The organism is Mesorhizobium sp. RCAM 05104 (genome assembly GCF_059683645.1).
Genome location: NZ_CM185033.1, coordinates 5,977,485 through 5,990,989, shown reverse-complemented (window position 1 = coordinate 5,990,989; position 13,505 = coordinate 5,977,485). Strand labels below are relative to the sequence as shown.

Here is a 13,505-nt window from a genome sequence, read left to right as displayed (position 1 = left end):
CGCAGATACGTGCGCCTCAAAGTGTTAGCATAGACTAATATTAATTGGCCCCATTCAAGCAAATCTGCCTATAATTTTGGCATGATATGCAAAATTTTAATAAATATCTTTATGGTCATTATGTCTTGCTGTCGGCAACAGGGCTGACTCTTTGCTGCTTATTCAGGGTATGTCTTCCGAAGAGCCAATGCTATGGTGAATCGAGTGACGATTCCCTGGAACGATATTGTTCGTTGCAACGTTGCTCGGGAAGCGGTCGCCGGGACTCTTATCGAATGATTTGAGCAGGCCAGGCACCACGAGGAAGGATTTCTGATGAGCACCGTCACGAACGCCAAAGGCATCCCTCTTCCCTACACCGGTGCTTCCACCCATTGGTACTCGGCGACAGGGTCCGGACCGGAACTGCACGGCACTCCCGGCAACGACTCCTTCTGGGGAGACAGCAGTGTCAATGTCACGATGTATGGTGGCGCGGGGGACGACTACTACCATCTCTATTCCACGATCAACAAGGCGGTCGAAAATCCTGGGGCAGGTGTCGACACGATCGACACCTGGATGAGCTACAAGCTGCCCGCCAATTTCGAAAACCTCGTCGTCACCGGCGATGGCCGCCACGCGTTCGGCAATACGCTGAACAACATCATCACGGGCGGCGCCGGCAGCCAGACGCTGGATGGCGGCAAGGGCAATGATGTCCTCATCGGCGGCGACGGCGCCGATGTCTTCATCGTCTCGAAGGGCAATGGAAGCGACCTGATCTTCGATTTCGGCGCGACAGACACCGTGCGTCTCAATGGCTACGCCCTCACCTCGTTCGAGGCCGTGCAGGCCAACATGGTCCAGGCGGGAGCGAATGTGCAGCTCAACCTCGGCTCCAGCGAGGTTCTGGTGTTCAACAACACCACGATCGACAAGTTTCAGCCCGCCCAGTTCGAACTGCCGATCGACAAAACAGGTATGACGGTGTCCTTCGTCGACTACTTCAACACGCTGAATCTCTGGAACGGCCACAGCGGCACCTGGGATTCCAACTTCTGGTGGGGCGCTCCGAACGGCAGCACGCTGACCCAGAACGGTGAGCTGCAATGGTACATCGACGCCAGTTACGGCCCGACGAGCTCGGTCCACCCGTTCAGCGTGGCAAACGGCGTTCTCACCATCACCGCGGCGCAGGCCCCGGACGACATCAAGCCGCTCATCAACAACTACGAATACACGTCCGGGATCCTGACGACGCACGACACCTTCTCGCAGACCTATGGCTATTTCGAAATGCGCGCCGACCTGCCCGAAACCGCCGGAGCATGGCCGGCCTTCTGGCTGCTGCCGGAAGACGGCTCGTGGCCGCCGGAGCTGGACGTGCTCGAAATGCGCGGCCAGGAACCGAACACGCTGCAGATGACGGCGCACACCAACGAGACGGGACAGCACACCAAGATTTCGTCCTCGGTGAATGTTTCGAGCACCGACGGCTTCCACACCTATGGCCTGCTGTGGACGCCGGACCAGCTGATCTGGACCTACGATGGCGTCAAGGTCGCCGAAGCCGCGACGCCGTCGGACATGCATAGCCCCATGTATATGCTGGTCGATCTCGCGGTCGGCGGTTTCGCCGGCGCGCCTCCCGACCATCTAGCGACGCCGGCACAAATGAAGATCGACTATATCCGCGCCTACACGCTGGATGATGTGCAGCAGAGCCATCTGAGCATAACAGGCGAGCACACGGTCTAGGCGACCAGTGCGATGTTGCGGGATCATGCGCCATTGAGGGATGCGACGAGGCAGCAGGGCCTGCGGCCGGTGTTCATGCGCGCCATTGCCGATATCGGCGTCTTCTCGCTGCTGATCAACATCCTGCTGTTGGTGATCCCGCTCTACCTGCTGCAGGTCTATGATCGCGTGCTGCCATCCTCCAGCGTCGAGACGCTGCTTTATCTGTCGGCCATGGCGGTCGTCGCGCTCGCCTTCCTCGGCTTGCTGGACGCGGTGCGCGCCTTTTACACGCAGCGCGTCGCCGCTGCGGTCGATCAGAAGCTGGGGGCGACGACATTCGCCGCCTCGCTTGGCGCCAAATATGCCGGCGGCGGCCTGTCGCCGCTGCGCGACCTTGCCTCGGTCTGCGCCTTCATCAGGTCGCGCGGCGTGGCGGTGCTGTTCGACCTGCCCTTTGCTCCTGTCTTTCTCGCCCTGCTCTATCTCATCCATCCGGTGCTGTTCTGGCTGACGCTCGCCGGCGCGGTGCTTTTGTTTCTTCTGGTCGTGGCCAATCAGCTTGCCATTGGCAGGAACGATGCCCTGTCGGCGGAACGCTCGGCCGCCGCGAGCCAGGCGGAGCAGGCCTTTGCCCGCAATGCCGAAACGCTGCGCGCCATGGGCATGGTGCGAGCCGCCTCCGAGGTATGGGGCAGGCACGTCGCGGAAGCGCTCACCCTGCATGACCGTTCATCGGGCGCCAACGCCATCTTCAGCGCGGCGTCGCGGGCGCTGCGCATGATGCTGCAGCTGGCAATACTGGGCGCCGGCGCATGGCTGGTGCTGCAGGGGCAGATGACAGCCGGCATGATCTTCGCGTCCTCGCTGGTGTCGTCGCGCGCGCTGCAGCCACTCGACCAGCTGATCGGGTCCTGGCGGCAGATCGTCGATGCCAGGCGTTCGTGGAAGCGGCTGGAGACCGCGCTTGCGGCCCGTCCGACGGAAGCGCGGAAGCTGACATTGCCGGACCCCTCCGGCGCGATCACCGCGCAGGACCTTTTCTTCATCGCGCCGAACGCCTCCTTCGGCACGGAACCCATCCTCAAGCGGCTGAATTTTGTGATCGGCGCCGGCGAGGCGGTGGCAATCATCGGCCCGAGCGGCGCCGGCAAATCGACGCTGGCGAAATTGCTTGTCGGCGCGCTCCAGCCGACCGGCGGCTCGGTCAGGATCGACGGCGCCGACCTCAGGACCTGGGACGAAAACCAGCTCGGAAAGCACATCGGCTACCTCGCGCAAGAAGTGGAGCTTTTTCCCGGATCGATCGCGCAGAATGTCGCCCGCTTCGACCCCGATGCCGATGACCCCGCGATCGTCGAGGCCGCCAGGCGCGCCGAGGCGCACGAGTTGATCCTGGCGCTGCGCGACGGCTACCAGGCCACCATCGGTCCATCCGGCACGACGCTGTCGGGTGGCGAGCGCCAGCGGATCGGACTGGCGCGCGCCTTCTACGGCAATCCGCGCATTCTCGTTCTGGACGAGCCCAGTACCCATCTCGACGGCAGCGGCGAAGCGGCGCTCGAAGCGGTGCTTTCCGCCGCCAAGGCAGCGGGCGTCACGACAATCGTGATAACGCACCGCCCTTCGATCGCCGCGGCCTGCGACCGCGTGATGCTTCTGCGCGGTGGAGTGGTCGAAGCCTTGGGTCCAAGCGGCGACGTGTTGCGGCAGTCGACCGCCGGCAAGGGCCTTCCCCCACAGCGCAACACGGTGGTGACAGGGTCGTTCGCCACGACGATCCGCGGCGCCTCGCACAACGTCCGCTTTGGATCGTGAGGATGGCGGCGCAGAGCCTGGCCTGGGAAGGCCGACCACGCACCGACATCCGACGGGTGGCCTTCACTGGCTACGCCGCAATAGCGCTGCTGGCGGGGTGCTTTGGCTATTGGGCCGTCAGCGCGCCCTTGGCCGGCGCGGTGATCACGCAAGGCACGATCTCGGCGACGGGTGGCAACATCCTCATCCAGCACCCCGAAGGCGGCATCATCCAGGAGTTGTTGGTCCATGAAGGTGATCGCGTCCAACAGGCCCAGGATCTGATCCTGCTCGATCGAACAGCCGCGCAGGCCGAGTTCAACCGGCTGACGAGACAGTCGATCGCGCTCAAGGCGAGCGCCTCGCGGCTCGAGGCGGAACGCGACGGATTGGACCGGCTTGCACCAGTCACAGGGACCGCGCCGGCACCGTTCCAGCACGATTTCGAGACTCTGGTTCGAGAACAGCAGAAGGAATTCGACGCCAGGCTCGCCCGCTTTCGATCGGAACAATCGATCCTCACGCAACGGGTTGCCATGCATCGCCAGTCGGTCGTGGGATTGCAGGCCCAGAAACTCGCCATCCAGCAACAGGCCGAAATCGTGAAGAAAGAGCTCGGCATCAAGACCAGCCTGTTGGACAAGGGCCTCACCAATCGCAGCGAATATTCGCAGCTTTTGCGCAGCGAGGCCGATCTTGTCGGGCAGGCAGGGGCGCTGGAGGCGGATGTTGCGGCGACCGCCACCCAGATCGTCGAAGCGCAGGCGCAGATCGAGCGTGCGACCACGCAACGCGTGGAGGAAGCGCTGACCAAGCTGGACGACGTCCGTACCAACCTGGCCGACATAGAGGAACAGATCCGGGCAGCCGAGGCGGTGCTGAGGCGGACAACGATCAAGGCGCCGGCCGCGGGCATCGTGGTGTCGTCGACCTACAATTCCAAGGGAAGCGTGATTGCCCCCGGACAGAAGATCATGGAGATCCTGCCCACGGCGTCGGGCCTGATCGTCGATGCACGGCTGCGGACGAAGGACATCGATCAGGTTCGTGTCGGCCAGCCGGCAAAACTGCGATTGTCCGCGTTGAACATGCGGCTCACGCCTGAGATTTCAGCCGAGGTGACACAGGTTTCCGCGGACCGGCTCATCGATGAGGCTACGCATGAACCCTATTTCCGCGCCAAGCTGAAGATTGCCCCCGACCTGCCGCCCGGCGTGAAAGCGGAGCAGCTTTACCCTGGAATGCCGGTCGAGGCGTTCATCAGCACCGACGACCGGACCTTCTTCGAGTATCTCGCACGACCGATGCTCGATTCCTTCGCTCGCGCTTTCACGGAGCGGTAGATCTCGCGGACCGCAGTGTCCGTCGGCACGCCGTCAATATCGCCAAGGGTCAGGCCGCACGATGCCCACCCCAACTTGAATATCCGCTCCTGAAGATTCGCGGCCCAAAGCCGCCGGTCCGCCTTCGGCCCCAAAACGGAACGTTCTGTTTCTCGTCGGATAGCACAACCAGGGTTGGGGTTTTTTCCCTAGGCATAAACGGCAGGCGGGGCTAGCGTAGCGCCACTGGGAGGTGGGCGATGACAGACGTCTCGATCCGCCGGGCGGATTTCATGATGGTCCTCGCCTATGCGTCGGACCTTGCCACCGGCCATTCTCGCGACTTCGCACTGAAATCCTGCGTGCTTGCGATGCGGATCGCCGATCTTGCTGGCGTTTCCGATGAGGTTCGGCGCAACGCCTACCACCAGTCCATGCTCCGCTATGTCGGTTGCAATGCCGACACGGACCTCCTGTCGGCCACCTTCGGCGACGAAATTGCGCTCCGCCAGGATCTTGTCGGTCTCGATATGGGCAACCGGGCGGAACTGGGCAAGGTCTTCGTCCAGGCTTTCAAGCGGCTCTACTACGATCTTGAGCCCGACGCGCAGGCCAAGGCGATCGAGGCTGGGCTATCGCAGGCGATCGCCGTCGCCCGTCCGGTCCTGACCGCGCATTGCGAGGTCGCGCAGCGGATCGGCGAGCGGTTGGGCCTGTCGGAGGAGATACGACGCAATCTTGGACAGATCTACGAGCGCTGGGACGGCAAGGGCCTGCCGCGTGGGCTGAGCGGCGAGGATGTCCTGCCAGCCGTGCGCCTGATCACATTGGCGCAGGACGCCATTGCGCTCTGCGATGCCGTCGGCATCGACGGGATGGCCGAAACCATCGCCAGCCGTGCTGACGGCCCATATGAAGCGGAACTGGCCCGGCTCGTCTCGGCCAACGCGCCGGCGCTGATGGCGGGCATCGGCGCGACGGTCGACCGCGAGACGATCCTGGCGCTCGAGCCCGATCCTCCGGTGACGCTGGACGAGGAGGCTTGCGACGAGGCGTTCCTCGCCATCGCCGACATGATCGACATGCGCATGCCGTTTACGCAGGGCCATTCGAGGATGGTGTCGGAACTGGCCACGGGCGCGGGCAAACGGATCGGGCTGCCCGACCCTGACGTCCGCGCGCTGCACTGGTCGGGCTGCATCCATGACATCGGCGAACTCGTGGTGCCGGTGGCCACCTGGATGCGCAATGGTCCGCTGTCGGTCCGCGAGCGCGACGCGGCGCAGTTGCACGCCTATTATGGCGAGCGGGCGCTGGCCTCGTTCGGCCGCGAGGGCGATGCGATGGCCGCCCTCGTCCTTCGCCATCACGAACGCCTGGACGGCTCGGGCTATCACCGCAAGGTCCACGGCTCCGACCTGTCGCCGGCGGCGAGGATCCTGGCCGCCGCCGAAGCCTTCCAGACGTCGCGAGAGGAACGTCCGCACCGCAAGGCGCTGTCCAGCGAGGCGGCGGCAACGCAGCTGCGCGCCGCCGTTCGCGAGGGCTGTATCTGCCCCGATGCCGCCGAGGCCGTGCTGTCCTTCGCCGGACAGCCGTCGCGCCGGGCGCCGCCCCGGCCGCTGGCCGGAATGACGCCGCGTGAGATCGAGGTGCTGCGCCTGATCGCCGCCGGCCTTACCGCGAAGGAAGCGGCGCGCAAGCTGGATATCTCGCCCAAGACCGCAGACCATCATATCCAGAGCGTCTATGCCAAGATCGGCGTGACCACCCGCGCCGCCGCGGCACTCTACGCGGTCGAGCATGGCCTTGTCCGGCCGGGCGAGACGCAGGCATAGGGAATACACCCCATGTGCGCCCGCTCCGGGGCGCGCATCGTGATCCTGTCGACGGACCGATGGTGGCCGCGACCGACAGGAGGAAATCAGATGCTTCTCGCAACAACCAAGGTGGCGGACGTCGACCGCTTCATCCGTATCTTTTCAACCAAGGGCGCCGACAAGCGCCGGCTGCACGGCTCTAACGGCGCAACCGTCTTCCGCGACCCCAGCGAGCCCGACCGCGTCTGGGCGATCTTCGACTGGGACGCCGAGGGCTGGAAGAATTTCGTGTCGGATCCGGAGGTGCCCGCGATCCTGCAGGAAGCCGGCCATGTCGGCAAGCCACAGGCGGCACTGCTGCTCGGCCACTACGAGGCTTGAGGTCCCCGCGCGCCGCCTGCCGCCCGGCGGCGGCGCCTCCCCGACGAACCCCCAGATTTGGAGAAATCAAATGGATCCGAAACCCATCAAGATCGGCCTTATCGCCGAACTCAGCGGCCCGTTGTCCTTCATGGGCGTCGCCAACGCAAACCTGACGACCATGCTCGTCGACGACATCAACGCCAAAGGCGGCCTGCTGGGCCGGCCGGTGAAGGTCATCGTCGAGGATGGCGAGACCAACGACAGCGCCGCCAAGGCAAGGACCGCGAAACTGATAGATGTCGACAAGGTCGACCTGGTCGTCGGCGGCATCTACAGCTCGACCCGCCAGGCCATCAAGAGCGAGGCGGTCGCGCGCGGGAGGACGCTCTACATCTACACCGAGCAGTATGAGGGACAGGAAAACGATCCGCTGATCTTCTGCACCGGTCCGGTGCCCGCGCAGCAGGTCGAGCCGCTGATCCCATGGTTCATGAAGAGCACCGGGGCGAAGAAGTTCTACCTGCCATCGGCCGACTACATCTGGCCCCATCTGCTGAACAAGGCCGCGAGCCGGGTGGTGCGCGCAAGCGGCGGTGAGATCGTCGGTGAGGAGTATTTCCCACTCGATACCGTCGATTTCCGGCGCACGGTCGAGCAGATCATGGCGAGCGGCGCCGACGTCGTATTCAACACCCTCGTCCCGCCGGGCCTGACGCCGTTCCTCGACGAGCTGCACAAGGCCGGTTTCGGCAAACGCGGCGGCAAGATCATCTGCACCTACTTCGACGAAAACTTCTTCAATCTCGTGCCGTCCGAGCAGATCGAAGGCCTCTACAGCTGCCTCGACTACTATCAGGAACTCGAGGATCCGTTTGGCCGCGCGCTCTTGCGTCGCTACCAGGACCGTTTCCCCGGCAGCGCCATGTTGACCTCGGGCAGCGGCTGCACCGGCCACTACCGGGCGATCAAGATGTGGGAAGCGGCTGTCAATGAGGCCGGCACGGTCGAGCGCGATGAGGTCATCCGGGCGCTCGATCACGCGCGGATCAGCGAGGGACCGGGTGGCCCGGCCGAAATGGTTCCCGGCCAGCACCATGTTCGCATGAACATGTACATCGCGCAGGCGCAGGGCGGTCGCTTCCGGGTCGTCAAGAACCTGGGTCCGATCGATCCCAACGAACGCGTGCTCGCCGACGAACTCCAACTCAGCAAAGCGGGCTGAGACGGCCGCGTCGATGACTGTTCTTCCAGGTGGTGGGGCGGCCAGCAAGTTGCCCTGCCACCCAGCCGGGCAATAGCACAGCAACTGAAGATTATCGGGCGCTATCTCCGGCGCCGGTGCGTTGCGGTCCGCGATACGCTGGACGCGTCGGTCCGCTTTCCAATCTCGCCATCCCGAAGACGGACAGTCCGCAAACGGTCCAAAGGCCGCGGGTGGCAATACACCTATCCCGGCCGCGAGATCGAAACTGACGCCCGACGGCCGGGTGACCCATGCGCTAGCTTGCGTTGTCCAAGCGGTTTGTCTTGCGCCACTCCTCGTACTCCCCGCGGGCATCGTCATGCAGCGGATAATAGCGTTGCAACGGCGCGCCCTGCATGAGTTTCATTCGCGAGAATTCCTCCCAATCGTGATGCTTCTGGGATTCTTCGATCACCTTGGCGGCCATTGCGACGGGAAGCACGACCACCCCGTCGTCGTCGGCGACGATGATGTCGCCGGGGATCACCGTGACACCGCCGCAGGCAATTGGAACGTTGACGGCGTTCGGATAGATGCTGGTCTGCACATGGTAGTTGGGCGTCCAGCCGCGCAGCCACAGGGGCAGGTCGAGCTTTTCGACATTGGGCCGGTCGCGCATGCATCCATCGATGACGATGCCCGCGCCGCCCCTGCCCTTGAAATAGGTCGACATCATATCGCCGAAGACGCCAGAGCTCATGTCGCCGCGCGCGTCGACCACGACCACATCGCCCTCCCGCGCGTGATAGAGCACGTGCCGGTGCAGTTGCGTCTCCGGATCGGCATATTCTCCCTCGCTAAAGAGGTCCGGCCGCTGCGGCAGGAACTGCAGCGTCAGCGCCGGCCCGACGATCGACTTGCCGTGGTTCTGCGCCACCGGACCGACCATGTGCGGATTGCGGAAACCCATGTGGCCAAGCGTGCCGGCAACCGTCGCGGCGCCGATCTCCCTTAGCGCGTCGATCAGGTCCTTGGGCGGCCGGGTGATGTCGGGGGTATGCGTCATTATCGGACTCCGGTTGAAAGGGAACTACCAGTTCGTGACGGAACCGTCGCGGCGCTTGAGGTGAGGCGCTTCCCAGAAACGCAAGCTCTGCGCCTGGACAGCCGCTTCGTTGACCTCGACGCCGAGCCCCGGCAGATCGCCGACCGGATAGTCGGTCCCGTCGAGCCGTGGTTGCACGGGGAAGAAGTCGGAATTGTCGAAGCCAAGCTTTGTTTCGGGCACCCTGGTCTCGAGCCACGCGAAGTTGGGTACAGCGGCGGCGAGATGCACGGTCGCGGCCGTGCACACTGGACCAAGCGGATTGTGCGGCATCAGGTCGACATAGTGCGCCTCGCTCCAGCCGGCGACCTTCATCGCCTCGGTGAGCCCGCCGACATTGCAGACATCGAGCCGGTTGAACTGATGGATGCCGCGCTCGATGTAGGGGAGGAACTGCCACTTGCTGGCAAATTCCTCGCCGATGGCAAAGGGAACGTCGGTCATCGTGCGCAGGGATTCGTAGGCCTCCGGTGTCTCGTCGCGTATCGGCTCCTCGAGAAAATCGAGAACGCCGCGGCCGAGTTTGTTGCAGAAGCTCGCCGCCTCCGCCACCGACAGCCGATGATGGTAGTCGAGGCCGAGGACCACGTCGTCGCCCAGCGACTCGCGTGCCTTGTTCAGCATCCTCGCGGTCGCGCCGATCGACTCGCGCGGCTCGAAGATGTCCTTGCTGTTTTGCCCAAAGGGAAAGAAGCGGATCGCCTGCCACCCCAGTTCGTGCAGCTCGCGGGCTCGCTCGATGGCAACATCGCCCTCGGCCTCGTCACCGGTCGAGGCGAAGGTGGGGACGCGGTCGCGCTGCTTGCCGCCCAGCAGTTCATGGACCGGCACCCCCAGCGCCTTGGCCTTGATATCGTGCAGCGCGATGTCGACGGCCGAAATCGCCGCCTGCAGAACGCGCCCGCCTTCGAAGTACTGGCTGCGATAGAGCTCCTGCCAGATCCGGCCGATCTGCATCGGGTCGCGGCCGATGAGAAACTCGCGATAGTGCTCGACCGCGCCGGCCACGGCCCTCTCGCGGCCGCTCAAGCCGCTCTCCCCCAGCCGTGGATGCCCTGGTCGGTCTCGACCTTGACCAGCATCTGGTTGCGCGTTCCTACCCACACTGGATAAGGCTTGATCGCGGTGATCTTAAGCTTCGTCGTCATCCACGCCCACGTCCCAAACGCATCCACCCTGTCTCAGTTGGCCTCGAGAGCCATTTCAGTTTCGCCGTCGAACAGGTGTATCCGCTCCTGGTCGAACTCGAGCCAGATCTGCTCGTCGGGTTTGACGGCGATGTTGGGGGACACGCTGATGTTGACGATGGCGCCGGAGAGGAACGCCTGCACGAAGGTGACGTCTCCGGTTGGTTCCACCGTATAGGCCTTGGCCGGAATGGCACCGGGGACCGCGCTCTTGTGCAGCTTGATCGTCGAATGGCGCGCACCGAGCACGACCTTCCTGGTGGTCGCTTTCTGGACCTTGCGCGCGTTTGGCTGCGACAACTCGAGGCTCCAGCCTTCCGCGCTCGTCAGAACGGTGTTGCCGTTTGCCGTCGATGCTTCCAGCGGAATAAGGCTCATCGCCGGGCTGCCTATGAAGCTCGCGACGAACATGTTGACGGGATGGGCGAAAACTTGCGCCGGCGAATCGTATTGCTGCAGATAGCCGCCGTTCATCACGGCCATCCTGTCGGCCATGGTCACGGCCTCGAGCTGGTCGTGCGTCACGTAAATGATGGTCGCCTTGAGGTCCTGATGGAACCGCTTGATTTCGGACCGCATCTGCACGCGCAGCTTTGCGTCGAGATTAGAGAGCGGTTCGTCCATCAGGAATACCGCCGGATCTCGAACGAGCGCGCGGCCCAGGGCCACGCGCTGCTGTTGCCCGCCCGAAAGTTCGCGTGGCTTGCGCTCGAGCAGCTGCGTCATGTCGAGCACTCGCGCCGCTTCCCTGACCTTCTTGTCGATCTCGTCCCTGGGCAGTTTGCGCATCTGCAGCGGGAACGCCAGGTTCTTGTAAACCGATTTCTGCGGATAGAGCGCGTAGTTCTGGAACACCATCGCGATGTCCCGGTCCTTGGGGTCGAGGTCGTTGACCACCCGGTCCCCGATGACGATGTCGCCCGATGTGATCGGGATCAGCCCCGCGACGAGATTGAGCGTGGTGGTCTTGCCGCAGCCTGAAGGGCCGACGAGCGCGACGAACTCGCCGTCATTGACCGTCAGCGAGACGTCGTTGACAGCTTTGAAATTGCCATAGGTCTTGACGAGATCTTTGAGGACCACGTGGGCCATCGGCGGGACTCCCTAATGCTTGACCGCGCCTTCTGTAAGGGCGCGTACGAAGTATCGTTGCAGGACGAGGAACAGCACCACGACGGGCACGCTCATCATGAAGCTGGCCGCCATCAGGCCCGGAAAGTCCGTTGTATTTTCCGAGAAGAAGCGCTGGATGCCGACCGGCAGCGTCAACTGTTCGTTCTTGGAGAGGAAGGTGTAGGCGTAGATGTACTCGTTCCACGCGCCGATGAAGGAATAGATCGCCGTGGCGATGATTCCAGGCGTCGAGAGCGGCATCACGATCAGGATGAAGGCCTGGAACCGCGTTGCCCCATCGATGCGCGCCGCCTGCTCGAGTTGCACAGGGATGTTGTCGTAAAAGCCCTTGAGCAGCCAGATCGCCAGCGGCAGGCCGAAGGTGAGATAGGTCAAGATCAGCGAGCCATGTGTGTTCACCAGCCCGAGCGCGCGCATCAGGATGAAGAGCGGCACCAGAAAGATCACCGCCGGGAACATGTTGCGCAGCAGCACGGCGAAGAACAGGAAGTTCCGGCCCGGGAAAGTGAAGCGCGAAAACGCGTAGGCCGCGGGGACAGCCACGATCACCGACAGGATCGTCGTGACGGTCGAGACGTAAAGGCTGTTCCAGAAGAAGCGGAGGAAGTCCTGGCCGACGCTGTTCTGCGGATCGAGCAGCTTCTGGTAGCTGGCAAGGGTAGGCTCGTCAGGCCACCATTGCGGCGGGAATTGCATCGCCGCGAATCCGGACTTGATCGAAGTGATCAGCATCCAGATCATCGGCAACGCGGTGTAAAGCAGCATGAACACGAGGAAGATGCGCCCGGCCCACCGCCATCCGTCGACGCGCATGCGGCGGCGGGTCTGGCCTCGAGGGGCTGTCTCGGCAATCGTGCTCATGCGCCCCCCTCTTTCCGCTCGTTGCCGCTCAGCGCACGGACGTAGAAGTAGCCCAGCGTCATCAGGATGAGGAACAGCAGCACCGAATAGGCCGATGCCACCCCCCAGCGCTGCCGGCCGAAGGCGAGCTCATAAATGTGGGTGATCCAGATATGCGATGCGTTCGACGGCCCGCCGCCGGTCATGATCCAGGGGATGATGAAGGAATTGAAGTTGGCGACTGCGAGCAGCAGGATCGTCACTGTCGAGACATTGCTCAGATGCGGGAAGGTGACGTGCCAGAAGCGCTGCCACGCATTGGCCCCGTCGACCTTGGCGGCGCGCAGCAACTGGTCGGGGACTGTCTGCAGGCCCGCCATCATCATGATCATGGCAAACGGAAATTCGCGCCAGATATTAACGACGATCAGGGAGGGCAGCACCGTGCTGACGCTGTCGATGAAATTCGGTGGCCGGTCGGCCAATCCGAGGCCGACCAGCACCGCGCCGATGATGCCGAAGTCCGAATGGTAGATCCACTTCCAGATATAGGAGGCGGCGACCGCGCTGATGACCCAGGGAATGATCAGGATGGCGCGCAGGACGCCACGGCCGATGAAGTCGCGGTGGAGCGCCAGCGCGGCGGCGAACCCCAGGACAAAGGAGATCAAGGTGGATCCCACCGTCCAGATCAGGGTGTTCCAGGTGACCTTCCAGAACACCGCGCTGGTGAGGATGGCCGTGTAGTTGTCGAAGCCGATGAAGGTCTTGTCGCGGAGCTGCAGGCCGGGCGGCGTACTGAAGAACGACAGCTCGATCGTGTAGTAGATCGGATAGGCGATCACGATGAGCATAATGGCGATCGCAGGCAGCACATACGCGTAGTCAGCGCGATGCTCCCAGATCTTCCGCAGCACGCCGGACATACCGGGTTGCAATCTTCGGCGAGCCTCGGTCTTGCCGGTCACGATCGTCACTGTGGCGTGCCCTTGTTCTTCGGAACGAACCGGCCGCACCTTCGGCGCAGCCGGTCAG

At 63.5% G+C, this 13,505-nt stretch carries 10 protein-coding genes and 1 pseudogene; 6 read left to right on the top strand and 5 right to left on the bottom strand.

Annotation, left to right across the window (positions count from 1 at the left end):
- Positions 1 to 315: 315 nt before the first annotated feature.
- The 6 genes from eglC (at position 316) to AC56QP_RS29280 (ending at position 8,243) form a co-directional block, all read left to right on the top strand.
- The gene (eglC, locus tag AC56QP_RS29305; RefSeq protein ID WP_489862315.1) at positions 316 to 1,740 is read left to right on the top strand and encodes an endo-1,3-1,4-beta-glycanase EglC; all 1,425 of its coding nucleotides are present in this window, start codon (positions 316 to 318) and stop codon (positions 1,738 to 1,740) included.
- A 33-nt stretch (positions 1,741 to 1,773) separates the two neighbouring features.
- Positions 1,774 to 3,537 (top strand): type I secretion system permease/ATPase, encoded by a 1,764-nt coding sequence (locus tag AC56QP_RS29300; protein ID WP_489862316.1) that lies wholly within the window; start codon positions 1,774 to 1,776, stop codon positions 3,535 to 3,537.
- Between the two features lie 2 nt (positions 3,538 to 3,539).
- Positions 3,540 to 4,859 carry an HlyD family type I secretion periplasmic adaptor subunit gene (locus tag AC56QP_RS29295; protein ID WP_489862317.1) on the top strand — a complete coding sequence of 440 codons (1,320 nt, stop codon included), beginning with the start codon at positions 3,540 to 3,542 and terminating at the stop codon, positions 4,857 to 4,859.
- A 239-nt stretch (positions 4,860 to 5,098) separates the two neighbouring features.
- Positions 5,099 to 6,676: an HD domain-containing phosphohydrolase gene (locus AC56QP_RS29290; RefSeq protein ID WP_489862318.1), complete on the top strand. Its 1,578-nt coding sequence runs from the start codon at positions 5,099 to 5,101 to the stop codon at positions 6,674 to 6,676.
- A 90-nt stretch (positions 6,677 to 6,766) separates the two neighbouring features.
- Positions 6,767 to 7,039 carry a hypothetical protein gene (locus tag AC56QP_RS29285; protein WP_091581466.1) on the top strand — a complete coding sequence of 91 codons (273 nt, stop codon included), beginning with the start codon at positions 6,767 to 6,769 and terminating at the stop codon, positions 7,037 to 7,039.
- 70 nt (positions 7,040 to 7,109) lie between these two features.
- The gene (locus AC56QP_RS29280; protein ID WP_489862319.1) at positions 7,110 to 8,243 is read left to right on the top strand and encodes a substrate-binding protein; all 1,134 of its coding nucleotides are present in this window, start codon (positions 7,110 to 7,112) and stop codon (positions 8,241 to 8,243) included.
- A 277-nt stretch (positions 8,244 to 8,520) separates the two neighbouring features.
- Here AC56QP_RS29280 and AC56QP_RS29275 read toward each other — a convergent pair whose 3' ends face one another.
- The 5 genes and pseudogenes from AC56QP_RS29275 to AC56QP_RS29255 form a co-directional block, all read right to left on the bottom strand.
- Complete coding sequence (locus AC56QP_RS29275; protein ID WP_489862320.1) at positions 8,521 to 9,270, bottom strand: ribonuclease activity regulator RraA; 750 nt, start codon at positions 9,268 to 9,270, stop codon at positions 8,521 to 8,523.
- A 24-nt stretch (positions 9,271 to 9,294) separates the two neighbouring features.
- Positions 9,295 to 10,457 (bottom strand): annotated as a pseudogene (locus AC56QP_RS29270) (mandelate racemase/muconate lactonizing enzyme family protein).
- 33 nt (positions 10,458 to 10,490) lie between these two features.
- A complete protein-coding gene (locus AC56QP_RS29265; protein ID WP_489862322.1) occupies positions 10,491 to 11,588 on the bottom strand; it encodes an ABC transporter ATP-binding protein in 1,098 nt (365 codons plus the stop codon).
- Positions 11,589 to 11,600: 12 nt separating this feature from the next.
- A complete protein-coding gene (locus AC56QP_RS29260; protein WP_091581481.1) occupies positions 11,601 to 12,491 on the bottom strand; it encodes a carbohydrate ABC transporter permease in 891 nt (296 codons plus the stop codon).
- Complete coding sequence (locus AC56QP_RS29255; RefSeq protein WP_489862323.1) at positions 12,488 to 13,447, bottom strand: carbohydrate ABC transporter permease; 960 nt, start codon at positions 13,445 to 13,447, stop codon at positions 12,488 to 12,490. The genes AC56QP_RS29260 and AC56QP_RS29255 overlap by 4 nt, the downstream gene beginning before the upstream one ends.
- Between the last annotated feature and the right edge of the window lie 58 nt (positions 13,448 to 13,505).